The sequence below is a fragment of the Streptomyces sp. NPDC047981 genome, from assembly GCF_040653315.1.
GTDB lineage: Bacteria > Actinomycetota > Actinomycetes > Streptomycetales > Streptomycetaceae > Streptomyces.
The window spans coordinates 1-24,167 of the sequence record NZ_JBEZNQ010000099.1 but is presented as its reverse complement, the minus strand read 5'-3'; the positions used below and the strand labels follow the sequence as shown (position 1 = coordinate 24,167).

At 73.0% G+C, this 24,167-nt stretch carries 23 protein-coding genes; 12 read left to right on the top strand and 11 right to left on the bottom strand.

Annotated elements, in window-relative coordinates:
- Window positions 1-103: 103 nt before the first annotated feature.
- The 7 genes from AB0E14_RS35130 to AB0E14_RS35100 all read right to left on the bottom strand — a co-directional run bounded on the left by AB0E14_RS35130 (window position 104) and on the right by AB0E14_RS35100 (window position 6,986).
- Window positions 104-1,180 (bottom strand): medium chain dehydrogenase/reductase family protein, encoded by a 1,077-nt coding sequence (locus AB0E14_RS35130; RefSeq protein WP_362427966.1) that lies wholly within the window; start codon window positions 1,178-1,180, stop codon window positions 104-106.
- 1 nt (window position 1,181) lies between these two features.
- Entirely contained in the window at window positions 1,182-2,003 is an 822-nt protein-coding gene (locus AB0E14_RS35125; protein WP_362427963.1) for a TIM barrel protein, read from the bottom strand.
- A complete protein-coding gene (locus AB0E14_RS35120) occupies window positions 2,000-2,788 on the bottom strand; it encodes an SDR family NAD(P)-dependent oxidoreductase (RefSeq protein WP_362427960.1) in 789 nt (262 codons plus the stop codon). Before AB0E14_RS35120 ends, AB0E14_RS35125 begins: the two co-directional genes overlap by 4 nt.
- Window positions 2,779-3,933, bottom strand: a complete 1,155-nt coding sequence (locus AB0E14_RS35115; RefSeq protein WP_362427957.1) for an alcohol dehydrogenase catalytic domain-containing protein — start codon at window positions 3,931-3,933, stop codon at window positions 2,779-2,781. The genes AB0E14_RS35120 and AB0E14_RS35115 overlap by 10 nt, the downstream gene beginning before the upstream one ends.
- Window positions 3,930-4,961, bottom strand: coding sequence for an ROK family protein (locus AB0E14_RS35110; RefSeq protein ID WP_362427954.1), 1,032 nt, complete (start codon window positions 4,959-4,961; stop codon window positions 3,930-3,932). Before AB0E14_RS35110 ends, AB0E14_RS35115 begins: the two co-directional genes overlap by 4 nt.
- Window positions 4,958-6,181 carry a sedoheptulose 7-phosphate cyclase gene (locus tag AB0E14_RS35105; RefSeq protein ID WP_362427951.1) on the bottom strand — a complete coding sequence of 408 codons (1,224 nt, stop codon included), beginning with the start codon at window positions 6,179-6,181 and terminating at the stop codon, window positions 4,958-4,960. Before AB0E14_RS35105 ends, AB0E14_RS35110 begins: the two co-directional genes overlap by 4 nt.
- A gap of 346 nt (window positions 6,182-6,527) precedes the next feature.
- Window positions 6,528-6,986, bottom strand: a complete 459-nt coding sequence (locus AB0E14_RS35100) for a MarR family transcriptional regulator (protein ID WP_362427948.1) — start codon at window positions 6,984-6,986, stop codon at window positions 6,528-6,530.
- A gap of 183 nt (window positions 6,987-7,169) precedes the next feature.
- On the opposite strand from AB0E14_RS35100, the gene AB0E14_RS35095 reads away from it, so the two are divergent.
- The 5 genes from AB0E14_RS35095 to AB0E14_RS35075 all read left to right on the top strand — a co-directional run bounded on the left by AB0E14_RS35095 (window position 7,170) and on the right by AB0E14_RS35075 (window position 13,291).
- Window positions 7,170-8,399, top strand: coding sequence for an MFS transporter (locus AB0E14_RS35095; protein ID WP_362427945.1), 1,230 nt, complete (start codon window positions 7,170-7,172; stop codon window positions 8,397-8,399).
- A gap of 65 nt (window positions 8,400-8,464) precedes the next feature.
- Window positions 8,465-9,670 (top strand): MFS transporter, encoded by a 1,206-nt coding sequence (locus AB0E14_RS35090; RefSeq protein WP_362427942.1) that lies wholly within the window; start codon window positions 8,465-8,467, stop codon window positions 9,668-9,670.
- Window positions 9,671-9,673: 3 nt separating this feature from the next.
- Complete coding sequence (locus AB0E14_RS35085; protein WP_362427939.1) at window positions 9,674-10,840, top strand: acyltransferase; 1,167 nt, start codon at window positions 9,674-9,676, stop codon at window positions 10,838-10,840.
- A 114-nt stretch (window positions 10,841-10,954) separates the two neighbouring features.
- A complete protein-coding gene (locus AB0E14_RS35080; RefSeq protein WP_362427936.1) occupies window positions 10,955-11,992 on the top strand; it encodes a transposase in 1,038 nt (345 codons plus the stop codon).
- Between the two features lie 138 nt (window positions 11,993-12,130).
- Window positions 12,131-13,291, top strand: coding sequence for an FAD-dependent oxidoreductase (locus AB0E14_RS35075; protein ID WP_362427933.1), 1,161 nt, complete (start codon window positions 12,131-12,133; stop codon window positions 13,289-13,291).
- Here AB0E14_RS35075 and AB0E14_RS35070 read toward each other — a convergent pair.
- The 3 genes from AB0E14_RS35070 to AB0E14_RS35060 form a co-directional block, all read right to left on the bottom strand.
- The gene (locus AB0E14_RS35070) at window positions 13,263-14,063 is read right to left on the bottom strand and encodes an EI24 domain-containing protein (RefSeq protein WP_362427930.1); all 801 of its coding nucleotides are present in this window, start codon (window positions 14,061-14,063) and stop codon (window positions 13,263-13,265) included. The two genes, AB0E14_RS35075 and AB0E14_RS35070, sit on opposite strands and share 29 nt — an antisense overlap.
- 95 nt (window positions 14,064-14,158) lie before the next feature.
- On the bottom strand, window positions 14,159-14,581 hold the full coding sequence (locus AB0E14_RS35065; protein WP_362427927.1) for an organic hydroperoxide resistance protein: 423 nt from the start codon (window positions 14,579-14,581) through the stop codon (window positions 14,159-14,161).
- A 63-nt stretch (window positions 14,582-14,644) separates the two neighbouring features.
- Window positions 14,645-15,664 carry an NADP-dependent oxidoreductase gene (locus AB0E14_RS35060; protein WP_362427924.1) on the bottom strand — a complete coding sequence of 340 codons (1,020 nt, stop codon included), beginning with the start codon at window positions 15,662-15,664 and terminating at the stop codon, window positions 14,645-14,647.
- A 98-nt stretch (window positions 15,665-15,762) separates the two neighbouring features.
- On the opposite strand from AB0E14_RS35060, the gene AB0E14_RS35055 reads away from it, so the two are divergent.
- Window positions 15,763-16,197 (top strand): MarR family transcriptional regulator, encoded by a 435-nt coding sequence (locus tag AB0E14_RS35055; RefSeq protein WP_362427921.1) that lies wholly within the window; start codon window positions 15,763-15,765, stop codon window positions 16,195-16,197.
- Between the two features lie 34 nt (window positions 16,198-16,231).
- Here AB0E14_RS35055 and AB0E14_RS35050 read toward each other — a convergent pair whose 3' ends face one another.
- Window positions 16,232-17,023 (bottom strand): hypothetical protein, encoded by a 792-nt coding sequence (locus AB0E14_RS35050; protein ID WP_362427918.1) that lies wholly within the window; start codon window positions 17,021-17,023, stop codon window positions 16,232-16,234.
- Window positions 17,024-17,145: 122 nt separating this feature from the next.
- On the opposite strand from AB0E14_RS35050, the gene AB0E14_RS35045 reads away from it, so the two are divergent.
- The 6 genes from AB0E14_RS35045 to AB0E14_RS35020 form a co-directional block, all read left to right on the top strand.
- Window positions 17,146-17,724 carry a hypothetical protein gene (locus AB0E14_RS35045; RefSeq protein ID WP_362427915.1) on the top strand — a complete coding sequence of 193 codons (579 nt, stop codon included), beginning with the start codon at window positions 17,146-17,148 and terminating at the stop codon, window positions 17,722-17,724.
- Between the two features lie 179 nt (window positions 17,725-17,903).
- On the top strand, window positions 17,904-18,947 hold the full coding sequence (locus tag AB0E14_RS35040) for a rod shape-determining protein (RefSeq protein ID WP_362427912.1): 1,044 nt from the start codon (window positions 17,904-17,906) through the stop codon (window positions 18,945-18,947).
- A gap of 36 nt (window positions 18,948-18,983) precedes the next feature.
- The gene (locus AB0E14_RS35035; RefSeq protein ID WP_362427909.1) at window positions 18,984-20,621 is read left to right on the top strand and encodes a GAF domain-containing protein; all 1,638 of its coding nucleotides are present in this window, start codon (window positions 18,984-18,986) and stop codon (window positions 20,619-20,621) included.
- A 121-nt stretch (window positions 20,622-20,742) separates the two neighbouring features.
- Window positions 20,743-21,930, top strand: a complete 1,188-nt coding sequence (locus tag AB0E14_RS35030) for an MFS transporter (RefSeq protein ID WP_362427969.1) — start codon at window positions 20,743-20,745, stop codon at window positions 21,928-21,930.
- Between the two features lie 50 nt (window positions 21,931-21,980).
- Window positions 21,981-23,450 (top strand): acyl-CoA synthetase, encoded by a 1,470-nt coding sequence (locus AB0E14_RS35025; protein WP_362427906.1) that lies wholly within the window; start codon window positions 21,981-21,983, stop codon window positions 23,448-23,450.
- The coding region (locus tag AB0E14_RS35020) for a carboxyl transferase domain-containing protein (protein ID WP_362427903.1) at window positions 23,443-24,167 on the top strand (725 nt) is incomplete at its 3' end. The genes AB0E14_RS35025 and AB0E14_RS35020, both read left to right, overlap by 8 nt.

Below are 24,167 nucleotides of genomic sequence, written 5' to 3'. Positions count from 1 at the left end.
GTTTCTAGAAAAATATTCGAGTTCTTGACCCGGACCTATACTCCCTCCATGGCAAAGCAGTCCCGTGGCGAGGCCACCGTCGAACGCCTCCTGGCGGCTCCGATCAGCCTCGGGAGCCCGCCCTGACCAGCACCTTTCCGGGCAGGTCGAGCACCCCTGCGGCGGCGTCCATGACGAAGGCCGGCAGCTCGGCCAGGTCGAGCCGCCGCGACGCCAGCCGTTCCAGGGGAAAGCGCTCGGGGTGGAGCGCGTGCAGCCGGAACCCCTCCTCGTAGTCCTCCCTGCCGCAGCCGTAGGCACCGGCGATGTCGAGCCGCTTCCCCCGGTGCCGGACGGACTCGATGCGCTCGCTCCGGCGGACGGCGTCCACGTCCACCTCGCCGCCGGGGAAGCGGTCGCCCTCGCGCGTACCGCCGTAGACGAGCAGGACTGCGCCGTCGGCGGCCAGGCCGGCCGCCACGTCGAGGAGTTCGGCGGTGGCGACCGTGGGGGCCACGACGACGACGTCGAACGCGTCGCGCCGCTCCCCCGCCTCCGCGAGCGCGGCGATCTCGCCCTCCGCGAGAATGCCCTGCTCCCGCGCGAAGACACGGCGCTCCTCGCCCCGGTTGAACACCACGACCGACGCGCCCAGGTGCCGGGCGTACATGGCGAACATCAGCCCGGCGCAGCCGGCGCCGACGATGCCCACCCGCTTCCCCGCGAGGGAGGTCTGCCGCGTGAGTTCCAGCAGCTTCCGCAGGGCGTGCACGATGCAGGCGAACGGCTCCGGCATCCAGACGCCCTCGCCGATGCCCGCCTCCGACTCCGGCAGCCGTACGACGGCCTCGTCCAGCTCCTCCTTCGTGCCGCGCACGAAGACGTACTCGGCGAAGCCGGTGGTCCGGTTCGGGGTGATGTTCGGGTTGAGGGTGACCGGGTCGCCCTCCTCGAAGCCGGTGTCGGCGCCCGCGAAGAAGACCGTGCCGACGAGTTCGTGGCCGAACAGCGGGCCGCGGTCCTCCATGACGTCCCGTGAGCCGATGATCTCCTTGATGTCCGCCCGGCAGATCCCCATGTACGTGGGCTCGATCACGACGGTGTCCGCGCCGAGGGGCTCCCGGGGGAAGGCGTGGCTGCCCAGGCTCACGACGCCGTCCATGAGCCGGGTCGTGTCGTAGGTGGACGGAACGCTGGACAATTCAACTCCTGGTGTGGGCTGGGTCGGTGGCGTGGGCGCGTGCGCGGGCGAGGTCGAGGGCCGGGCGCCGGGGGTCGCCGTCGCGGTAGTCGTTCTCGAGGACGAGTGCGTCGGGTGCGCTCCCCTGGGCCCGGAGTGCGGCGAGCGCCTCCCAGACCCGGCCGTCGCCGTCCCCGAGCAGTTCGGTGCCGACGACACCGGCCGTGCCGTCCTTCAGATGGACCTGCGGCGCGATCCACGCGCCGGTCGCCTCGACGAGCGCGAGGACGTCGACGCCGGCCACCTTCGGGTTGTAGGTGTCGAGCAGCAGCCGGAACGAGGGGACGGCCACCTCCTCCGCGAGAGCCCGCGCCCGCTCCGGGTCGAGGCCGTTCTCGTTGGCCAGGAGCAGCCCGCGGGCCTCCGCCTCCCGCGCCGCCCGGGCGAGCACGACCGCGGTCCGCCGCAGGTCTGCCAGGTCGTGGACGGCGCTGCGGCGGAAGCTCGGTACGAACGCCAGCGGCGCCCCGAGGGCGGCGGCGGCGTCGAGCACCCGGATCAGGACGTGCTCGGCGCGTGCGGCGTCCTCGCTGCCCGCGGGTGCGGTGAGTCCGATGTCGTTGAGCGTGTTGCCCGCGACCGCGAGCGGTGCCAGTCCGCGTGCCGCGCACGCCTCCCGGAGCCGGTCGACGGTTCCCGGCGCGTCGAGCCACGCTCCCCGGCCCGGTCCGCCGAGGTCGAACTGGAGGCCGTCGGCGCCCAGCGCGTGGGCCTGCTCGACCGCGTCGAAGGGGTCCCCGGGCAGCCGCCAGTCGGCCAGCGCCACGAGAGGGGCGCGGGTCACGACGCGGCCCGGGACCGGACGGTGCGGCTCTGGGACCGCGGCAGGCCCTCGCCGACCGGGTGCCAGGCGCCCGTGCCGTCGACGACGAGGTGGGCGCCGTGCAGTCCGGCGCCGGAGGTCGCGGCCAGCTCACGGGCGAGCGGGCCGAAGCTCGCCGGGCTCATGTACGCGCTGTAGTCGAACCCCTCGGGGCGCCGCCGCCGGATCCCCGGTGTGTCGACCATCTCGGCCGGAAGGGCCTGCACGACGCGCAGCGCCTCCGCGCCGGGGGCCTCCGCGCTCTCCTCCTGGGCGACGGAGTCCAGCAGGACCGAGCCCGCGGCCTTCGACGCGGCGTACCCGGAGCGTCCGGGCCCCGCGTTGTAGACCACCTCGGAGGAGATCCCGAGGAACACGCCCGGGGCGTCGGCCCGGCGCAGCGCCGGGAGCGTCCGGGAGAGCGTCAGCCACAGTCCGTGCAGGTTGACGTCGATCTGGCGGCGCCACTCCGTCTCCTCGCAGTCCCGGAACAACGCGCGTCCGGCGCCGTAGTGGACGGCCGAGTAGCAGACCGCGTGCAGGGGCGCGGCGGCCGCTTCCGCCAGGCCGCGGGCGACCTGGTCGGAGTCGGTGAGGTCGGTGGCCGTCCAGCGGAGCCGGTCGGCGCCGGGTCCGGTCGGGGCCGACCGGCTGAGCACCAGGACGTCGAGCCCCGAGTCGGCCCAGGCGTCCGCGACGCCCCGGCCGAGGCCCGTCGACCCGCCCACGACCAGGGCGCGGCGGCGATGCTGTCCCTCTACGGGCACGGAGTCTCCTTGGGTGAGGGCGGCGCGGGGGCGAACCGCACCGCGAGTTTGATGAGCCGTTCACCGGCGACGGTCCTGCTGCCGCCGGCCGCGAGGGCGGTCATGATCCGGGCGGCCTCGGCGGGTTCCACGACATGGGTCACGAGGTCGCGGTAGGCGGCGGGGTGCCGGTGCAACTCGGCCGTGGCCTCGGCGAGATGGTGGTTGCCGACGCCCCTGTGGCCGGTCAGGCGTACGCGCCGGCCGTCGGTGGTGACCGCCTCCGTGAAGGCGGCCGGCACGGGACGGCCCGCGCAGTTGGCGGCCCGGACGGCGGTGAGGTCGACACCGGGCAGCAGCGCGCTGGCGGCGCCCGGCGGGAGTCCGCCGAACATGTCGATCGTCGTGTCGCCGCCGTCGAGGCGCAGCGCGGACTCCAGGGCCCGGCCGGTGGCGTCGCGGGGGGTGGCGAGCAGGACGGCCAGGGGGCCCTCGCCCAGGGGCGGCAGCTCGTACCGGTCTCCGCCGAGCACCGGTTCCGTGCCGGCCACCGGGTGCCTGGCGCTCCAGTCCCGTCCCTCGCGGGTGTGGTGCACGAGGACCGTGCGGACGTCCGCGCCGAGCAGGCGGCGCGCGGCTCGTACGGCGAGGTGTCCGATGGTCCCGTCGCCGTACACGACCAGGGTGCGGGGGCGGGCGGTGGCGAGCAGGGAGAGGGCGTACCGGACGCCCGCCAGGGGCTCGACGAGTGTGCCGAGGACGGGGTCGGGGGCCTGCTCCAGCGGCAGGACGAGGCCGTCCCGGACCGCCGTCGCCGGGATGAGGGTACGTTCCTGCAGCAGGCCCTCGACGTTGTGGCCGAGCAGGAACGAAGGGTCCGTCCGGTGGGTCGGGTTGACCACGACGGGGGTGCCGGGGCGCAGTGCGTCGGGCACGCCCGCGCCGGCGGCGACCACGCGGGCGATGCCCTCGTGGCCGATCACCGGTGACGGGTCGTCCCGCAGACCGCGCAGCATCTGGAGGTCCGTTCCGCACACCCCGGCCACCTGCGTGGCGACGAGGAGTTCGCCGGGCGCGGGGTGGGGCGTGTACCGGGAGCGGAGCGCGACCCGGCCGGCTTCCCGGACGAGTGCCTGGTGGTGCGGGACCTCGTGGGCCGCCCTCATGCCGGTGCTCCCGCGCAGGCGGCGATCCCCGCCCCGGCGAGGCCGGCGGCCTCGCCCGGGCCGGTGACGGTGATGCGCCGCTCCAGCCAGTCGGGGGTCAGTTCGCTGGTCAGATAGAGCCCTTGGCGAGTGAGGTGCCCCATGAGGGCACGCCGGTAGTGGGCGCCGAGGCCGTGCACGACGCCGCCGGTCAGGACCGCCTCGTCGATCTCGGGGTCGAGGCAGAGCGTCGTCCGCAGGACGTCGGCGACGGGGGCGGTGACCGCGTCGAGCAGTTCGGCGGCGAGTGCGTCGTCCGCGTCCAGCGCGCGGCGCAGCGCCGTCTCGAAGGCGACGCCCTCGGCGGTGAGGGCGCCGAGCCGGGACGCCGCCCAGCGCTCGGGGGCGCGCCGCCGGAGGGCTTCCGCCATCCTGGCGATGCCTGGCCCCGAGGCGTAGGCGGCGAGATGGCCGGTCCGCCCGCAGTCGCAGTCCAGGTCGACCGCGCGGCCGTCCAGTTCGGCGTGGGCGGGCAGATGGCCGATCTCGCCCTGCAGCCCGGCGCCGTCCACCGGGACGGAGCCCTGCCGCCGGTCGAGGACCCGGCAGGCGATTCCGGTGCTGATGGTCGCGAGCAGGATCTTGCGGTGGTCGCGGCGGGCGGGGGCCGCGGCGGCGTGCAGGAGGGCGGCGGTCACGTCGTTGACGAGGTGCCAGCGGACGTCCGGCCGCCGCGACTCCAGGGCGGCCCGCAGGTCGTACGGCTCGCTGTGTCCGCCCCACAGGGGTGCGGAGGCGTAGACGGTTCCGGAGCGGTGGTCGAGCGCGGCGCCGAAGGAGATCCCCACGACGGCGTCCTGCGTCTCAGGCACAGCGTCGCACAGCTCCCGGACCATCATCGCCCGGAGTTCGGCGACGGAGGCACCGGGGAAGCGCCGGAAGGTGGGCGAGGGGCGCGAGGTGCGGCCGCGCAGTTCTCCCTCGCGCAGCCACCAGGCCTGCCGGATGTGCGTCCCGCCGACGTCGAAGACAGTGACGGCCGTGCTCATTTCGCCGCACCGACGAGCGCGCCTTCCGCGGCCGCCGTCCAGGAACCGACGAACTCGAGCGCGCGGGCGAGCTCGGCGGGGGTGAGGTCGTTGGCGAAGACGACGGAGCCGATGCCCCGGGTCAGCGGTACGCGCTGGTACCCGTCGCGGTGCTTGACGGCGTCCGCGAGCGCCTCGACGAGGAGGTCCTCGGTGAACACGGGGTGCGAGACGGGGAGTCCGAAGCCGACGAGCAGCCGGAGCGCGCGGTCGGTGTCGGCCTGCGACAGGTGGCCGCGCAGGTGGGCGAGGGCGAGGCAGATCGCCATGTCGACGGCGACGGCCTCGCCGTGCAACAGCGGCGGGTCGGCGCGCAGTTCGAGGGAGGGGCTGAAGGTGTGGCCGTAGTCGACCGACCTTTCGAGGACCTGCTCCCAGAGGTTGGGCTCGAGTTCGTCGAGCATGCCGGAGATGGCCCGGGAGAGCACTTCGCTGACGGTCGAGCCGCAGCCGGCGAGGGTCTCGGGGGTGATGGTGCCGACGGTCGCCTCCAGGAGCTCGAAGAGGGCGGCGTCCTTCACCAGGGCCATCTTGATGATCTCCGCCATGCCGTTGGCGGCGTGCCGCGGGTCGATGGTGCGGAGGAACTCCGGGTCGATCAGGGCGAGTTCCGGCGCGAAGTAGGAGCCGAGGCGGTTCTTGTGGTGCCCGTAGTTGATGCCGGTCTTGACGCCGATGCCGGCGTCGATCTGGCCGATCAGCGTGGTGGGGACGCGGACGTAGGGCACGCCGCGGCGGTACATGCTGGCGGCGAAGCCGACGATGTCGAGGACGACACCGCCTCCGACGGCGACGACCTTCTCGGCGCGGCGCAGGATGCCCATCCGCGACATGGCCTCGGTGACGCGGACGGCCTGTTCGAGGTACTTGGCCTCCTCGTCGCCCTGGACGACCTGCCAGCTCGCCTCGATCTGCCAGTGCTCGAAGTAGTCGGCGAAGCGATCCCGGTAGAGCGTGTCGACGGTGGCGTCGATCACCAGGAGGCAGCGGAACGGGGTCCCCTGTCCGCCGCCGCAGGCGCGGGCGAGGGTGGGGTTGTCGAGGTCGAGGAGGCCGCGCACCATGCTGACGCCGTAGGCGACGGGCTGGTGGGCCCTCACGTTCCAGTGGAGCCCGGGCGGCTTGGGCAGGTCGGCGACCGAGTTGAGGCCGACGGGCCGGGACATCGTGGTTTCGGACATGGCAATTCCCCCAGGAGCGTCGGTGGGTCACGCGAGGTGCGCGGCGTTCGATGGACGTGGCGTCGCCGCGGTCGGAGCGCCCACCCGGCTGTCGCCTGGCGTTCAGGGGTGGCAATCCATCCGACGCGGCCCGAAGCCTGACCGTCACGGCTCGAACATTAGAGCCCCACATGCATACATCGCAACGTGATGAGGGTCATAGTAAATGCATTCCGATGCATCTACTTATCGCTCCGACGCGCCCACCCCGAGGCACGGCCACCGAGGCGCCGGACACGACGACGCGGCCCCGGTCGCGGGTGTCGGACCCGCGGCCGGGGCCGCACGAGAAGGCGAGGGGGGGCGCTCAGGCCGTCGGCGCCGCCGGCGTGTACCGCAGCCGGGCGACGAGCGAGGCCGTCGAGTCGTTCAGTGCGGCCGCGTCCAGGGCCTCGGCCAGGGCCTGGCTCAAGGTCCGCCGCGCCGCGCCGGCCAGCTCCGCGCCCTCGGCGGTGACCTGCACGTCCACGCCCCGCTTGTCACCCTGGGCACTGCGGCGCACGACCCAGCCGGCCTCCTCGAGCCGGGCGACCATCCGGCTGACGGACGACTGATTGGCCCCCAGCGCCTTGACCAGGTCGGAGATGCGCAGCGTGCCGTCCCGCTGTTCCGTCAGGGAGAGCAGCAGCAGCAGTTCACTCATCGCGACGCCGTGGCCGCGCGTCAACCGCCTGCCGACCGTCGAGTTGACCTGCTCCGTCAAGCGGGCGAGCTGGCGCCAGAGGGCCACCTCGTCGCGCCCGGCCCCGGGTCCCCAAGTCTCCATTGACGTGGCCCTTCACTCAGTCTCTCGAACCATTCCAGGTGCCCATCTCCCCCGTCGCCCAGCGTAACTCCTTGCTGCGGTTGACCACACTCTCATGTTCCTCCATGATTTACATGCAAACGAATACATCTTCCTTCTTGCTCGGTGGATGGTTCGACATCCTCACGAAAGGCGCGGATCCCCATGCCACTGCCCCTCCTGGCCCTGATGCTCGGGGTCTTCTGTGTGGGCACTGCCGAGGTCGTCATCGCCGGGATCCTGCCCGAGATGTCGGCCGATCTGGACGTGTCCGTCCCGACCGTCGGCCTGCTGGTCACCGGTTACGCGCTGGGCGTGACCATCGGCGGCCCGATCATCACCCTGCTCACCACCAAGTGGGCCCGAAAGGCCCTGCTGCTCGGCCTGATGGGCATCTTCATCGCCGGCAACCTCGTCGCCGCCCTGGCCCCCGACTACGCGACGCTGATGGGGGCGCGGGTCTTCACCTCCCTGAGCCACGGCACCTTCGCCGCCGTGGCCTGGCACGTGGCCGCCCTCATGTCCCCGCCGGACAAGCAGGCGACCGCCATGGCCAAGATCGCGCTGGGCTTCAACTTCGCCAATGTGCTCGGCTCCCCCATCGGCACGTTCATCGGCCAGCAGTTCGGCTGGCGGGCCACGTTCGTCTTCATCACCGCCTTCGCCCTGGTGTGCGTGCTGCTCATCCAGCGGTTCGTGCCCAGCGGCCTGTCGACCGAGGACGAGGGTGCGGCCGAGGTGAGCGGCTCCGTGCGCCAACAGCTGAAGGTGTTCCGCAAGGGCAGTCTCCAGCTCTCCATGCTGATCACCGTGCTCGCCCAGGGCGCCGTCTTCACCACCTCGACCTACCTGGCCCCCCTGCTGCGCGACGTGGGCGGATTCTCGGCCCCCATGGTGGGCGTCCTGCTCATCGTCTTCGGCGTCGGCTCGGTGCTCGGCAACATCCTGGGCGGCAAGGCCGCGGACAAGAACGTCATGCGCGGCGTCCTGGGCGCCCAGGCCGCCCTCCTCGGCGCCCTGCTGCTCTTCTGGGGCGCCAGCCCCTACACCGTCCCCGCGATCATCGCGCTCTTCGTCTTCGGCGCGGCGGGCTTCTCCATCATTCCCGCGCTCCAGGCGCGCATCCTCGCGGTCGCGTCCGCCGCCCCGGCCCTCGCGCTCTCCGCCAACGTGTCCGCCTTCAACCTGGGCAACGGCCTCGGCGCGTGGCTCGGCGGCACGACCATCGACCTCGGCCTCGGCGTGCGGGCCGTCACCCTGACCGCCGCCCTCGCCACCACCGTCGCCCTGGCCCTCTCCCTGCTCATGTGGGCCCGCACACGACGGGAGTCGCCGGAGCTTCCCGCGCTCGACGCGAGCACGGCGGACGTCGCCCTGTCCCGGAAGGCGTCGTAACCCGGCGCCGAGACCCGGGACCCGCTCCGCCACCCGTCCCCCCGACCCCCTCCCCTAGGAACGTCATGCCAATTCGCCTCGTCAGTCTGATCCTGGCCATCTTCTGTGTGGGTACCGCCGAACTCGTCCCCAGCGGCATGCTCCACGAACTCTCCGACGACCTCGCGGTGAGCATCTCCACCGCCGGTCTCCTCGTCGCCGTGTACGCCCTCACCATGGCCTTCGGCGGCCCGCTGGTCACGCTGCTGACCACCCGCATCGAGCGACGCACCCTGATGACGGGCCTCCTCGCGGTCTCCGTCGTCGGCAACATCGTCTCCGCGAGCGCCGGTTCGTACGCCGTCCTGGTCGTCGGCCGGATCATCACCGCGATCATCCACGGCACGTTCGTCGCGCTCTGTGTGGTCGCGGCCGGTTCGATGGTGCCCAAGGAGAAGGCCGGCAGCGCGGTCGCCGCGACCCAGCTGGGCATCAACCTCGCAACCGTGCTCGGCGTTCCGCTGGGTACGTTCGTGGGCCAGCACTTCGGCTGGCGCACGACGTTCAGCACCATCGCCGTCCTCGGCGTGGCCGCGGCCCTGCTGGTCTGGGTGACCGTCCCCACGGCGAAGGGCGCCACCGACAACGCCGGTGTGGCCCGTGAGTTGAAGGTCTTCAAGAAGTGGGACGTGCTGGGCACCGTCCTGGCGACCGCGCTGTGCTCGGGCGGCATGTTCACCCTGATCACCTACATGGTGCCGCTGCTCACGGACGTCAGCGGCTTCGCCGACTCCTGGGTGCCGGGGCTCCTGATCGCGTACGGCGTCGGCTCCATCGTCGGCAACATGATCGGCGGCCGACTGGCCGACCGCGCCCTGATGGCAAGCATCATCGGCCTCTCGACCCTGCTGACCGTGACCCTCGCCCTCTACTGGCTGGTCAGCCCGGTCATGGCGCTCAGCGGCCTCTTCGTCTTCCTCTTCTCCGTGGCCACCTTCGCGCTGATCCCGGGGCTCCAGACCCGCGTGCTGTCCACGGCGGCCGAGGCCCCGACGCTGTCGCTCACCGCGAACATGTCCGCCTTCGGTGTCGGCGCGGCCGTCGGCTCCTGGTACGGCGGTGAGGTCATCGACCTCGGCCTCGGAGTCCGTGCCGTGCCCCTGGCCGCCGCCGTGCTGACCGCGCTCGGCACCCTGGTCGTCGTACAGCTCGCACTGTCCGAGCGCCGGCGCCGCCGGGAGCCGGCCGGCCACGCGTCCGACACCGTCACCGTGACCGCAGCGGGAGTGTGACCCATGAATGCCCTGGCGACCGATACGCGGCCGCAGGCCGCCGAGCCGCGCGAGAGAACGTCCGAGGCGGCACGGCTGCCGTCCCTCACCGGCCTGCGCTTCCTCGCGGCGGCGCTCGTCTTCGCGTTCCACTCCTCGCTGACCAACTTCCCGTTGAGCCCGTTCGCGGACGAGGACGTCGCGGGCGGCTACGAGTGGCTCTTCAGCAAGGCCGGCTGGATGGGGGTCTCCTTCTTCTTCATCCTCAGCGGCTTCGTCCTCACCTGGTCGGCCAGGGAGGGCGACCGGGTCACCTCGTTCTGGCGCCGCCGCCTCATGAAGATCTACCCGAACCACGTCGTGGTCTGGGCCCTTGCGATGGTGCTGTTCGCCGCGGCGTTCACGGCCCCCTCGGCGTGGCTGCCCAACCTGTTCCTCGTCCACTCGTGGTTCCCGCAGCACGACACGTACATCAGCGTCAATCTGCCGAGTTGGTCGCTCTGCAGCGAGCTGCTCTTCTACCTCCTGTTCCCCTTCCTGCTGAAGCTCGTGCGGCGGATTCCGGCCCGTCACCTGTGGGCCTGGGCCGGCGCGACGGTCGCGGCCATGATCGGCGTCCAGCTCGTCGTGCGGTTCCTGCTGCCGAGCGCGCCGCAGACGCCCGAGGGGTATCCGCTGTCGGTGGTGCAGTGGTGGTTCGCGTACAACTTCCCCCCGGTCCGGCTCTTCGAGTTCGCGCTGGGCATGATCACGGCGCGCGCGGTGCTCGCCGGCCGCTGGATCCGGCTGCCCCTGGGTGCGGCCGTGGCCCTGCTGGCGCTGTCGTACGCGGCGGCCCTCGCCGCTCCCTGGCTGTACGGGCTCTATGTGGTGACGGCCGTACCGCTGGCGCTGCTCATCGTGTCCGTGGCACGGATCGACGTCGCCGGCCGGCGCACGGTGCTGCGGAGCCGGTGGGCCATCTGGCTGGGCGAGATCTCCTTCGGCTTCTACGTGATCCACTACGTCGTGATGTACGCGGTGCGGACGATGATCATGGATGAGGGCCGGGTGGGGACGCTCGCCGGGATCGGCGTCCTCGCGGCCATGTTCGCCGTCTCCGTGCTGGGTGGCTGGTTGCTGTACGTCGGAGTGGAGCGTCCGGCGATGCGGCGCTGGGGCCGGACCCGACGAGATCCGGTGCGCGGCTGACGCACCCACACCCCGTGCGACCGGTCTCACCTGGGCTTTTCCTCTCGACAAAAAATAATAATCATCGCTATGTTGTGAGGGATCTGGACACGACACCAGCGGAGGGGGCGCCACATGCGCAGCAGCACCAGTGTCCTGAACGAGCTCTCCGAGGCACTCTTCACCCGACTGCCCCGAAGCGACCAGCGGATCAGGGGGGAGCAGTATCTGCGCGGCCTGATCGCGACCGAGGGCCGTAAGTCGGTACGGAACATCGCCGCACATGTCGGCGGCCCCGAACTGGCGCAGAGCCTGCACCACTTCATCGCCTCGTCGACGTGGGACTGGGAGCCGCTCAGCAGGGCGCTGCGCGGCTACGCCGACCACGAGCTGCGGTTCGCCGCCTGGGTGGTGCGAGGCGTCTCCGGCGCCCGGGCACCCGGCGGTCGGCAGGCCGTCGGGGTGTGGGGCGTCGCCCAGGAGGTCACGGTGCCGGTGCAGTGGAACCTGGTCGGCGCCGGCGAGGAGGCCGCGGAACGGGCCGCGGTGGCGACGCTCGGCCTCGACCGGTCCCCGCTCGGGCCCCGGCCCGTGGTTCTGGACGTCCCCGGCGCCGACGTACGTCCGGCCTTCGACCGGTACATGGCGGCGGGCGCGCCACTACTCGCCGCCGTGCCCGCCCACCTGCCGGTGCTGCCGGCGCAGGGGCAGGGGCCGGCCCGCCGCCCGCTGCGCGCCGACCGCCTGCTGCAGCAGCACCGCATGAGGCGGCGCCCGGTGGAGTGGACGGACCCGGCGACGGGCGCCGTGCGCGCGAGCCTGATCGCCGGGGTCCGGGTCGAATGGGCCGGGCACCCGCTGCTGTTGCTGGGGCAGTGGGACGGCGGAGAGGGGCAGCCGGCCCACTGCTGGCTCACCAACCTGACGGCGACACCGCTCGGCGTCCTGTTGCGGCTGGCCCAGTTCACCCGGCGCGTGGAGCAGGATTTCGCCAGTTCGGCGTCGCACGTGGGGACCCTCGACTACGAGGGCAGGACCTGCGCCGGCTGGCATCGGCACATGACCCTGGCGGCGGCCGCACACGTCGCCCAGGTGGTCGCGGCCACCCGGGCCCGCGTTCGCCCGTGGAGCCAGTGCATGGACTCCATGGAGCGCCTGCGCCGTCCCGCGTGACCACGGCCCGAACACGACAAAATGGACACCGCGTTGACTAAACATCCATCTTCGGCCTGTGTCATCTCGCCGCGAAGATCTGACACAGGCACCCTGCCGTCGTCGCCCCGGCGGCCGTCCGAGGCGCATGATCGCGCCATGCGAATTCTGGTCGCCGGCGGCGGCATCAGCGGTCTGGCCACCGCCGTGGCTCTGGGGAGGCGGGGCCATGAGGTGCTCGTCCTGGAGCAGCGGCCGCTCTTCGCCGCGAGCGGGACGGGGATCAGCCTGGCGCCGCACGCCTTCCAGCTCCTGGACCGGCTGGGGGTCGGGGACGCCGTACGGGAACGGTCGCTGACGATCGACGCGTTCCATGTCAGGGACGGCTCGACCGGAGAGCTGGTCTCCTCGGTCGCGCTGCCCGCCTGCCGCCGGGGGGCCTGCCCGACCCATGCGACGGCCCACCGCCTCGATGTGCACGAGCCGCTGCTCGACGCCTGCTGGGAACTGGACTCGGTGCACCTGCACGCGGACAGCCGCGTGGTCGACTACACCGAGCACCCCGGTTCCGTGACCGTCGGGCTCGCCGACGGACGGACGCTCACCGGAGACGCGCTGGTCCTCGCGGACGGCTCCCACTCCCTCGCCCACCACCGTCCGGAGTGGGCGGCCGGGGCCCCGGAGGGACACCTCGCGGTCTATCGCACCGTCATCCCGATGGAGCTGGTCGCCGACCGCTGGCAGGACCGGGCGACCACGTGCTGGGTGGGCAGGCAGTGGCACATCTCCCATCACCCCCTGCCCGACGACGCGTATCTGAGCGTCTCCGCCACACGACATCACCACACCGGTGGCGGCCTGTTCGGGGACCGGGTGGACCTGGAGCAGGTGCTCGCGGCGTTTCCGGAGATCGGGTACGAGGCCCGCAACCTGCTGACGACAGGCCGGCACTGGCGCGCGTGGACCGCGCCCAGGCGGCGGACGCCCCTGGGCTGGGCGCGCGGCAGGGTCGCGCTCGTCGGCGACTCGGCACACCCGGCGCGGCTGCTTGCGGCCTCGGGCATCCACGACGTGCTGGAGGACGCCGTCGAACTCGGCGCCTCGTGGGACACGGCGGAGGGCGGGGTGGCGGACCGGCTCGCCGACTACGCCGCCCAGCGCGAGGAGCAGGTGCGCCACGGCCACGCCGAGTTCGCCGCCGGGCGCGGGAGGCCCCAGGGCGGCGCCGACCGGCCGCACGCCCACCCCGTGCGGCCGGCGGGCACCGCGGCGACCGCCGCGTGCGGCCCGGTCACGTCCAGTTCGGCGGCGCGCTGCTGACGGGCGGCGCGGGGGTCTTCTCCGCGTCCGCCCCCTTCTCGCCGCCCAGCTCGCGGGCCATCAGCGTCGCGCCCGCGACGGCGCCGGGCATCAGGAACACGGCGACAAGCGGGACCAGGAACGAGAGGACCAGCGGGACACCGAAGCCCAGGGTGAGCATCCGGCGGCCCCTGAGCATCCGGAGGCGCTCCTCGAGCTCCACACCCCGGCGCTGGAGGGCCACGGACGTCAGTTCGTGGGCGAGGAAGAAGCCGGAGACGCAGAAGCCGATGACCGGGACGACGGTCTGCCCGACGACGGGGATGAAGCCGCAGGCGAAGAGCAGGATGCCGTAGAGGGCGACCCGGGCGAGCACGCGCAGGCTGTCACGGGCGGAGATCCACAGTTCGCGCCAGAGCGGCAGGCCCGACTCGGGGACGTCGCCGCCCTCGGTGCGGTCGACCTGCTCGGAGAGCGATTCGTAGAAGGGCTGGCCGACGAGCAGGGTCACGGCGGTGAAGGTGATGACCGCGAGGAAGAGCCCGAAGGCGAAGACGAGGCCGGTCAGGAAGCCCCGGAAGAGCCCCTGCCAGGGCGAGGTCCAGTCGTCCGCGAACGGCGTCGCCCAGGTGGTCAGGTCGTCGGCTCCGTAGCCGAGCCCGATGAGCGCGCCCACGTAGAGCACGAGGGTGACGAGCCCGGGCAGCAGCCCGAAGCCGAGCCACCGGCCGTGCCGGCCGACCCACTTCTGTCCCCGTACCAGAAATCCGAACCCGGCCGCAAAATCTCGCATGTCGATCACCCTATCGGGCGGCCCTTCGGGGGCCCGAACGCAGCGGGCCGCACCCCGGTCGGTCGGGGTACGGCCCACTTCAGGGTACGCGTAACTCAGACGGCCAGCTCGACCGTGATGTTCCCGCGGGTCGCCTTGGAGTACGGGCAGACCTGGTGGGCCTTCTCGATCAGGCTCTTCGCGGTCTCGGCGTCCACGTTCGGGATGGTCGCCGAGATCTTGACGATGATGCCGAAGCCGTCGTCGTTCTTGCCGATGCCGACCTCGGCGGTGACCGTCGAGCCCGAGATGTCGGCGTTCTCGTTGCGCGCGACGACGCCGAGCGCGCCCTGGAAGCAGGCGCTGTAACCGGCGGCGAAGAGCTGCTCCGGGTTGGTGCCCGCGCCCGAGCCGCCCATGGCCTTCGGCGGGTTCACGACGACGTCGAGCTGGCCGTCGTCGGTCGCGACCCGGCCGTCACGCCCGTTCTCGGCGGTGGCGACGGCGGTGTACAGGACGTCGGTCTGCTGGATGGACATCTGATGCTTCCTTCTGCTGGTTCGCCGCGACTCGCGCCCACGATCGCGACGGCTGAGGGAAGACTAACGGGTCAGCGAAACGATCATCTTTCCGGTGTTCTCTCCGCGGAGCAGTCCGAGGAAGGCCTCCACACCGTTCTCGATGCCCTCGACGACGGTCTCGTCGTACTTCAGCTCGCCCGAGCGCAGCCAGCCGCCGACCTCCTGGACGAACTGCGGCTGCAGGCCGTAGTGGTCGCCGACGAGGACGCCCTGCAGGCGCAGCCGCTTGCCGATGATCATGGCCATGTTGCGCGGGCCGGGGACCGGCTCGGTGTCGTTGTACTGCGCGATCATGCCGCAGATGGTGGCGCGGCCGTGCACGTTGAGCGAGGAGATCGCGGCTTCGAGGTGGTCGCCGCCGACGTTGTCGAAGTAGACGTCGATGCCGTCCGGGGCGGCCTCGCGGAGCTGGTCCTTGACCGGGCCGTTCTTGTAGTTGAAGGCGGCGTCGAAGCCGTACTCCTCGACGAGCAGCTTGACCTTCTCGTCGGAGCCGGCCGAGCCGATGACCCGGGAGGCGCCCTTGAGCTTCGCCATCTGACCGACCTGGCTGCCGACGGCACCGGCCGCGCCGGAGACGAAGACCACGTCGCCCTCCTTGAAGGAGGCGGTCTCGAAGAGACCGGCGTAGGCCGTCAGACCCGTCATGCCGAGCACGCCGAGGTAGTGGGAGAGGGGGGCGAGGGAGGCGTCGACCTTGACGGCGTGCTTGGCGTCCACGTCGGCGTACTCACGCCAGCCGAGACGGTGCAGGACGTGGTCGCCGACGGCGATCCCCTCCGCGTTCGACGCGACGACCTCGCCGACGGCGCCGCCGTCCATGGGCTGGTCCAGCTGGAACGGCGGGGTGTACGACTTCACGTCGTTCATCCGGCCCCGCATGTACGGGTCGACGGAGAAGTGCAGGTTCTTGACCAGGATCCGGCCCTCGGCGGGCGCGGAGACGGGGGCCTCACGGAGCGCGAAGTCCGCGGGGGTGGGCCAGCCGTGCGGACGGGCGACGAGGTGCCACTCACGGCTGGACGCGGGAAGTACGGACATCGGCTCTGCCTCCTGGAACGAGAAAATTACTTCACTACCTGAAACAACCATGCGCTTGGATATTTCATGTTGTCAAGTATCTGGGTACGATGGTGCCCATGGCCACCCCACGCACAGACCCCCTGACCGTCGAAGTCGTCGAGCTGATCGGCACGGTCGTGGCGCGGTACCACGAGGAGTACGAGCAGGCGGCCTCGGAGCACGCCCTCACCGGCGCGCAGGCCCGGGTCCTCGGACTGCTGTCGCTGGAGCCGGTCGCGATGCGGAAGATCGCCGAGAAGCTGAGGTGTGAGCCGTCGAACGTGACGGGGATCGTCGACCGCCTCGAAGCGCGCGGCCTGGTGGAGCGCCGCCCCGACCCGGCCGACCGCCGCGTCAAGCTGGCCGCGCCCACGCCGGAGGGCCTGGACACCGCCCGCCGGCTGCGGGACTCCCTGGACTTCGCGCGCGAGCCGCTCGGGCAGCTCACGGACGTCGAGCGGACGCTGCTGCGGGACCTGCTGAAGCGGATGCTGGGCGAGGACACGGCCTAACCGCCGCCCAGGGGAAGGCACCCCCGGGGAAACCTCAGCAGAAGAAGATGAGCCAGCACCTTGTGGGGCTCGGCGTCGGCGTCGGCGTGGTGGGCGCCGGTGAACCGGGCGGCGCCGTCGCGCTGCCACTGGCCGTCGGCGTGGCGCCGGGCTGGGACGCGGACGGCGAACCCGTCGGCGCCTCGCTCGTCGGACCGCCCTGACCGCCGTCCGAACCCTGGCCGGTCCCGGCCACGCTCCCCGACCCGTCGCCGTCCCCGGAGCCCGAGCCGCCCCCGGAGCCCGAGCCGCCGGAGCTCCCGCCGGGTATCCCCGTGTGCCCCTGCGCCGGAGTGCTCGCGTCCACCGGTGAGGACGAGGCCGTCACACGGACCGGGCCCTTGGTCACCGTCGGCCGCACGGTCTCCGACGGCACGGGCGGGAGCGAGGTCTCCACGACCTCCTCCTCCTGGACCGCGGTGGCGGCGCCCCCCTCGTCCGGAGGGTCGAGCGCCACCTTCGTCAGGCTCAGCGCACCGACCGCGAGCAGCACCCCGAGCGAGCCCACCAGAACGTTTCGCCCCTTGCGGCTGCGGGCCCTGCGTCCCTTCCGCGAGGCCGCCCGACCGGCCGCGGCGGGCGCCACGGCTCCACGCCTGGCGGCACGCCGGCCTCCCGAGGCGGGGCGCGGAGGCTCGACGACGTCCAGTTCGTAGACGTGCTCGGCCTCGGCCGCGTACTCGGGCGCGCGGGGGGTCTCGTACCGCAGCTCCTCCACGGGCGTCCCGCAGCCCGCACAGGCGAGGGCGCCGTTGAGATGCCGTCGGCACTGATGGCAGTAGTCCATGGCTGCCGCAGAGTATGTGTCGGCACGTCCCCACAGGTAGGCGGGAAGGTGAGGATCCTGTGAGGAAACCGCAGGTCGGCGGCGTGTCGTCGCGATTCTCCCGCTTCGGGCAGGATGGTCGCATGACCTCGTCCGAGCCGTTCGGTCCCACCGAGTTCCAGCTCGTCCTGCTCCGCCGGATGGCCGACCACCAGCCGGATCTCGTCGAGGACGCCGTCCGCGCGCTCGGCGCGACGCGGACGACGATGCGCGAGGCCAACCGGCGCTGGCAGGCCTGGGCGCACGCCCGTCGCGGGCCGGGCGAGCTGGCCCGCTACCGGTCCGCGCTCGGTGAGCCGGTGGCCCGCCGCCGGGTGGAGCAGTACGACTCCGAGCTGCTCCAGTGGGAGCTGTCGCTCTGGCCCGAGCTGCGCTGGGAGGTCCTGGCGGGCCCGCTCGGCCGCCGGACCGCGCCGGACGTCTGGGGCCGCGGTCTGGTCCGCGCACCCGGCGCCCCCTCCCCCGAGCTGCGCACGGAAGCGGATCTACGGCCCTGGGGCTGCACCCTCGCCGAGGTCGGCAACGCCTTCCCGCCGGCCCGGGCGCGCGACGGCAGCGCGCCGACCCGGCTGCGCCTCGACTTCACCCTCCCCGACGGCGGGCCGGGCGCCGCCGAGTTCACCTGGGGCCTGTTCCAGCGTCTGCTCCCGCCTCCGCCCTGACCCCACGTCAGGATCCTTGGGGCGCGCCGCGAGCCCCGCGCCCTCCGCACGACGCCCCTATACCCCCGGGCGGCGCATCCCAGCGCGCGCCACGCCGGAGCCGGTCGCACGATGCGAACAGAACGCCGAAACACCTCGCACCTCGCCCCGTGCCAGCACCGCACTCCGGAGGATCCGCCGTGACCGTCAGCCTTGAGCAGCTGCGTCGTTGCCATGTCGCCGTCGACCTGGGCGCCGCCCGGACCCGGGTCTTCGTCAAGGGCGCCGGGCTCGTCGTCGACGAGCCCAGTGTCGCCGCCGTGAACACCCGTACCGGCGCGCTGATCGCCGTCGGCGCGCTGGCGGAGAAGATGACCGGCAGGACCCCCGACTACATCCGGGTCGCCCGGCCCGTGTCCGGCGGCACCGTCGTCGACATCGAGATGGCCCAGCGGATGCTCCGTCACCTCCTCGGCGAGAAGCTCCGCCGCCAGCTGCGCCGCAAGCCCCGGCTGCGCGCCGCCGCCTGCACCCCGCACGACAGCGACCCGCTCGCGCAGCGCGCGGCCGTGGAGACCCTCGTCGGTCTCGGCGCCCGCCGGGTCGAGCTGGTCGACACCCTGATCGCCGCGGCCGTCGGCTGCGGACTCCCCGTCGAGCAGCCCACCGCCACCATGATCATGGTCTGCGGGGCGGCCACCACGCAGGTCGCCGTGCTCTCGCTGGGGTCGATCGTGACCGCCGAGCGGATCCCGGTGGGCGGTGACGCGATCGACCACGCGGTCATCCAGCACCTGCGCCACCAGCACGAGCTGATGCTGCCCAGCCAGTCGGTCCGGCCGCTGCAACTCGCCCTCAGCGGCAACGGCCTGACCCTCCAGGGGCCGAGCTACACCGAGATCCACGGCCGGGACGTCGCCACCGGCCTCGCCCGCTCGGTGACCGTCGACACCGCCGCCGTGCGCCAGGCGATCCACACGCCGCTGACCGCCGTCCTCGACGGCATCGGCAAGATCCTGCGCGACTGCCCGCCCGACCTGGTGGCCGACCTCGCCGAGCGCGGCATCATGATGGTCGGCGGCAGCGCGCTGCTGCCCGGCCTCGACCAGATGCTGCGCGAGGCGACCGGGATGCCGGTGCACATCGCCGAACGGCCCGACGTGTGCGCGATCCTGGGGCTCGGCTCGATGCTGGACGGCAAGATCCAGCCGATGGTCCTCGACCCGCTGGCCGAAGCGGAATGATCGTCCCGATCGCCCGTTTCGTATGACAATGCTCCCATGGCACTGATGGACGAGGCCGACCGGGACGATCACGACGGCGGGGAGGCGGCGCCGCGGCTGCCGATGCTGCTCCAGGCCGTCCTGAGCGTCGGCACCGATCTCGAACTGCGGGCCACGCTCCAGCACATCGTGGAGTCCGCGACCGAGCTGATCGGCGCGCGCTACGGGGCGCTCGGGGTCGTCGACCCCGAGCGCGGACGGCTCACCGAGCTGTTCACCTCCGGCCTGACGGACGCCGAGCGGGAGCGGATCCCCCACCTCCCCGACGGGCGCAGCGGCCTCCTCGGGGTCCTCATCGAGGACCCGCAGCCGCTGCGCCTCGACGATCTGACCGCCGATCCGCGCTCCGGCGGGATGCCCGAGGGCCACCCGGCCATGCACTCCTTCCTCGGGGTCCCGATCCGCGTCCACACCGAGGTGTTCGGCAATCTCTACCTCACGGAGAAGCACGACGGTCCCTTCACCGGGCGGGACCAGTCGATGCTGCGGGTGCTCGCCTCGCAGGCCGGGATCGCGATCGGCAACGCCCGGCTGTACGAGACCGTCCGGCAGCGCGAGCGCTGGATCGAGGGCGCCGCGGCGGTGACGACGGCGCTGCTCACCGGGGAGCCGGCGGCGGACGCGCTGATGACCGTCGCCGAGCGGGCGCGGCTCCTCGCCGACGCCTCGGCCGGGGTCGTGCTCCAGCCCACCGAGGAGGGCGGGATGGAGATCGTGGCGGCGTCGACCCTGGACGATCCGGGCGACCTGGTGGGGACGACGATCGCGCCCGGCTCGCCGGTCCTGGAGCAACTGCTCGGCGGGGAAGCCGTGTTCGTCGAGGACTCGGCGACCGACCCCCGGATGACGACCCATGTGCGGTCACGGTTCGGGCCCTCGATGATGCTGCCGCTGCAGAGCGGCGGGCGGCTCATCGGCACGCTCGCGCTCCCCCGACGCCTCGGCGGACGCCCGTACACGGCGGTGGAGCGACTGCTCGCCTCGCAGTTCGCCTCCCAGGCGGCCCTCGCGCTCGTCCTGGCCGACGCGCAGCACAACCGGGAGCAGTTGGCGGTCTACGAGGACCGCGACCGGATCGCCCGTGACCTGCACGATCTCGTGGTCCAGCGGCTCTTCGCGACCGAGATGATGCTGGAGTCCACGCGCCGCCGCGCGGCCGACACCACGGCGGACGGCGCGGCCGACACCACCGCGGGCGGCACCGCCGACGGCGCGGCAGGCGGCGACGGCGCGGCGGGCGGCGACCTCGACTCCCCCGAGGACACCACGCTGCTCGGGCGGGCGGTGGACGAGCTGGACTCCACCATCCAGGAGGTACGCACGGCCATCTTCGCCCTCCAGCAGCCGCCCGCCGACGCGCCGACGACCTTCCGGGGCCGGGTGCTGCGCGAGACGGGCGGCGCTGCGGTGCTCCTCGGCTTCCAGCCGTCCGTGCACTTCACCGGCGCGGTCGACACGCTCGTCGAGCCCGCCGAGGCCGACCCCCTGCTCGCCGCCCTGCGCGGAGCCCTCGCGGCGGCCCACCGCCGGCCGGGCGTCTCGGCGATCCGGGTCGAGGTGGCGGCGACGCAGGAAGGACCGCGTCTGACGGTGACCGACGACGGCCGCCCGCCGACCACGGTGACCTGGCCTTAGGGGGTGCCGGAAGGCGCCCCCGTACGGCCCAGCCCGGCGCGCACCGGTCCGCCGCCCGCACTTGACTGAGCGGGTGGACACCCTCGCGAAGCCCTCCGGCACCGCCTACCGCAACCTGGTCATGGCCACGATCGGATTCGCGCTCACCTTCTGGGCGTGGGACCTGGTGGCGCCGCTGGCCAGTTGGTACGGGGACCGGCTGGGCCTCAGCTCCTTCGAGCAGTCGCTGCTCGTCGCCGTCCCCGTCCTGGTCGGCTCGCTGGGCCGGATCCCGGTCGGGGCGCTCACCGACCGGTACGGCGCCAAGCTGATGTTCCCACTCGTGTCGGCGCTGACGATCGTGCCCGTCCTGCTGCTGATCCCGGCGAAGAACTCGTACGGCGCGATGCTCGCCGTCGGTTTCCTGCTCGGCCTCGGCGGCACGACCTTCGCGATCGGCATCCCGCTGGTCAACTCGTGGTTCCCGCCCGCCAAACGGGGCCTCGCGCTGGGGATCTTCGGCATGGGCATGGGCGGTGTGGCGCTCTCCGGCTACTTCACCCCGCGCATCGCCAAGCACGGCGAGAACCTGCCGTTCGTCGTGGTCGCCGTCGCCCTCGCCGCGTACGCCGTCCTCGCCCTGTTCCTGATCACCGACCGCCCCGACCGGCCGGTCCCCACGGCCTCCCTGGCGACCCGGCTCGGCAGGGCCGGGAGGCTGCGGGTGACCTGGGAACTGTCGGCGCTGTACGCGATCGGCTTCGGCGGCATCGTCGCGTTCGGGGTGTACCTGCCGACGTATCTGAAGACCTGGTACGAGCTCGACCCGACCGACGCCGGGACGAAGGCCGCCGGCTTCGCCCTGGTCACCGTCCTCTTCCGGCCCATCGGCGGCTGGTTCTCGGACCGGATCCACCCGGCGCTCGTCACGGCCGCCGCGCTCGGCTTCGTCGCCCTGTTCGCCATCGTCCAGGCCTTCGACCCGCCGCTGAACCCGGGCGGGACGATCGCCCTGCTCTGCATGGCCGCCGGGCTCGGCACCGCGAGCGGCTCGGTCTTCGCCCTCGTCTCCCAGGTCACTCCGCAGCCGCAGGTCGGCAGCGTCACCGGCATCGTCGGGGCGATGGGCGGGCTCGGCGGCTTCGTGCCGCCGCTGGTGATGGGCGCGATCTACAGCGCCAAGGACTCCTACTCGATCGGCTTCATGCTCCTCTCCGACCTCGCGCTCGCGGGCTGTGTGTACGCGTACGGGCGGATGCGGACGATCACCCCCACGACAGAGGGCGGCGGCGCACCGGAGGTGAGCAAGGTCGCAGCGCCGCGCCCCTGAGACGTGGGCAGAATGCCTCTCGGCATCCCGCTACGCGAGGAGGACGACCCGTGACCGCCCTGTTCCCCGCCCTGAAGGACCCGACGGACCGGCTCGCGCTGAGCTTCGGCGCCGAGACGCTCACCTACGAGGAACTGGGCCGGGCGGCAGGCGCCCTGGCGGTACGGATCGAGGGCGCGGGGCGGGTCGCCGTCTGGGCCACCCCGACCTCCCGGACGGCGGTCGCCGTGGTGGCCGCGCTCCTGGCCGGCGTCCCGGTGATCCCGGTCAACCCGCGCACCGGCGAGCGGGAGTTGGCGCACATCCTCGGCGACTCCGCCCCGGGAGCCGTCCTCGCGGGCGCGGACGACGTCCTCCCGGCGGCCCTCGCCGCCCTGCCCCGGGTCGACGTGGACGTGCACGGGCAGGGGCCGGCCGCGGAAGCCGGCGCTCCGGACGATCCCGAGTCCCCCGCCCTGATCGTCTACACCTCCGGCACCACCGGCCCGCCCAAGGGCGTCGTCCTCTCCCACCGCGCGGTCGCCGCCTCGCTGGACGCGCTGGAGGAGGCCTGGGCGTGGACGGCGGACGACGTGCTCGTGCACGCGCTGCCCCTCTTCCACGTGCACGGACTGATACTGGGGATCCTCGGGCCGCTGCGGCGCGGCGGATCGGTGCGCCACCTGGGCTCGTTCTCCGTCGAGGGCGTGGCCAGGGAGCTGGGCGCGGGCGGCGGCACGATGCTGTTCGGCGTACCGACCATGTACCACCGGATCGCGGACGCCCTCGACGGCGATCCGGCGCTCGTCCGCGCGCTGTCGGAGGCGCGGCTGCTGGTCTCAGGCTCGGCCGCGCTGCCGGTCCACGACCACGAGCGGATCGCGGCGGCGACCGGGCGGACGGTGGTCGAGCGGTACGGCATGACCGAGACGCTGATGAACACCTCCGTCCCCGTGGGCTCCCCGCCGCGCCCCGGTTCGGTGGGGCTGCCGCTGCGGGGCGTGGAGCTGCGGCTCGTGGAGGAGGACGGCACGGAGCTGGCGGCGTACGACGGGGAGAGCGTCGGGGAGATCCAGGTGAAGGGACCGAACCTGTTCAGCGCGTATCTGAACCGGCCGGACGCGACCGCCGCCGCCTTCGACGGGGGATGGTTCCGCACCGGGGACATGGCGGTCCGCGAACCCGACGGGTACGTACGGATCGTCGGCCGCAAGGCCACGGACCTGATCAAGAGCGGCGGGTACAAGATCGGCGCGGGCGAGATAGAGAACGCCCTGCTGGACCACCCGGCCGTGGCGGAGGCCGCGGTGACCGGGGAGCCCGACCCGGATCTCGGGGAGCGGATCGTGGCCTGGGTGGTGGCCGCGGACACGGAGAAGCCGCCGACGGCCGAGGAACTCGCGGACCATGTCGCCGGGCTCCTCGCCCCGCACAAGCGCCCGCGCACGGTCCACTTCCTCGGCGCGCTGCCCCGCAACGACATGGGCAAGCTCCTGAAGAAGGCGCTGCCCGCGGCCCTCGCGGAGTCCGGCCGTGGCTGAGCGCCCCGCGGCCCGCGAGGTCGTCGCGCTGGTGGCCGAGGACTTCGTCGCCCTGCCCGCCCCGGCCCCGGGCGGGCCGCCTCCCGGGCCGGACGGGCCGATCGGCTGGGCCGGTTACGACGCCGCACGCGCGCGTGCGGCCGAGCGGACCGGCGAGGAGGAGTCCGTCCTGTACGGCAGGGCGACGGTCGGCGGCCGGCCGGTGGTCCTGGTGGTCTTCGAGTTCGGCTTCCTGGGCGGCTCGCTCGGCCGTGCGGCCGGTGACCGGCTCGTCGCCGCGTACGACACCGCCGTCGCCGAGCGGGTCCCGCTGGTGTCGCTCGTGGCCACGGGCGGGAGCCGGATGCAGGAGGGCATGATCGCCCTGACCCAGCTCCAGCGCGTAGCCGGGGCGGCGGTACGGCTGCGGCGCGCGGGCCTCCCCCATGTCACGGTGGTGCGCGACCCGTCGACCGGTGGCGGCTGGGCGACCGTCGGCGCGGGCGCGGACGTGGTCCTCGCGCTCCGCTCCGCGCAGGTGGCCTTCGCGGGCTCCCGGGTCAGGCCGCCGGACGCCGACCCGGCCGCGTACACGGCGGAGGGGCAGTACGCCCACGGGCACGTGGACGCGCTCGTCGACCCGGCGGCGCTGCGGGCGACGCTCGGCCGGTGGCTGCGGCTCCTGACCGGCGGGGACCGGCCGGACGGCGCTCCCGCTCCCCCGCCCCGCGCGCTCAC

Bases quoted from the DNA above. Each gene is read 5' to 3' on its own strand.
- AB0E14_RS35035 (WP_362427909.1), top strand. From the start codon at position 18,984: ATGGCACTGATGGACGAGGCCGACCGGGACGATCACGACGGCGGGGAG.
- AB0E14_RS35060 (WP_362427924.1), bottom strand. From the start codon at position 15,664: ATGTCCGTACTTCCCGCGTCCAGCCGTGAGTGGCACCTCGTCGCCCGT.
- AB0E14_RS35110 (WP_362427954.1), bottom strand. From the start codon at position 4,961: ATGAGCACGGCCGTCACTGTCTTCGACGTCGGCGGGACGCACATCCGG.
- AB0E14_RS35115 (WP_362427957.1), bottom strand. From the start codon at position 3,933: ATGAGGGCGGCCCACGAGGTCCCGCACCACCAGGCACTCGTCCGGGAA.
- AB0E14_RS35085 (WP_362427939.1), top strand. From the start codon at position 9,674: ATGAATGCCCTGGCGACCGATACGCGGCCGCAGGCCGCCGAGCCGCGC.
- AB0E14_RS35090 (WP_362427942.1), top strand. From the start codon at position 8,465: ATGCCAATTCGCCTCGTCAGTCTGATCCTGGCCATCTTCTGTGTGGGT.
- AB0E14_RS35105 (WP_362427951.1), bottom strand. From the start codon at position 6,181: ATGTCCGAAACCACGATGTCCCGGCCCGTCGGCCTCAACTCGGTCGCC.
- AB0E14_RS35050 (WP_362427918.1), bottom strand. From the start codon at position 17,023: ATGGACTACTGCCATCAGTGCCGACGGCATCTCAACGGCGCCCTCGCC.
- AB0E14_RS35095 (WP_362427945.1), top strand. From the start codon at position 7,170: ATGCCACTGCCCCTCCTGGCCCTGATGCTCGGGGTCTTCTGTGTGGGC.
- AB0E14_RS35045 (WP_362427915.1), top strand. From the start codon at position 17,146: ATGACCTCGTCCGAGCCGTTCGGTCCCACCGAGTTCCAGCTCGTCCTG.
- AB0E14_RS35080 (WP_362427936.1), top strand. From the start codon at position 10,955: ATGCGCAGCAGCACCAGTGTCCTGAACGAGCTCTCCGAGGCACTCTTC.
- AB0E14_RS35075 (WP_362427933.1), top strand. From the start codon at position 12,131: ATGCGAATTCTGGTCGCCGGCGGCGGCATCAGCGGTCTGGCCACCGCC.
- AB0E14_RS35070 (WP_362427930.1), bottom strand. From the start codon at position 14,063: ATGCGAGATTTTGCGGCCGGGTTCGGATTTCTGGTACGGGGACAGAAG.
- AB0E14_RS35065 (WP_362427927.1), bottom strand. From the start codon at position 14,581: ATGTCCATCCAGCAGACCGACGTCCTGTACACCGCCGTCGCCACCGCC.
- AB0E14_RS35100 (WP_362427948.1), bottom strand. From the start codon at position 6,986: ATGGAGACTTGGGGACCCGGGGCCGGGCGCGACGAGGTGGCCCTCTGG.
- AB0E14_RS35030 (WP_362427969.1), top strand. From the start codon at position 20,743: ATGGCCACGATCGGATTCGCGCTCACCTTCTGGGCGTGGGACCTGGTG.
- AB0E14_RS35055 (WP_362427921.1), top strand. From the start codon at position 15,763: ATGGCCACCCCACGCACAGACCCCCTGACCGTCGAAGTCGTCGAGCTG.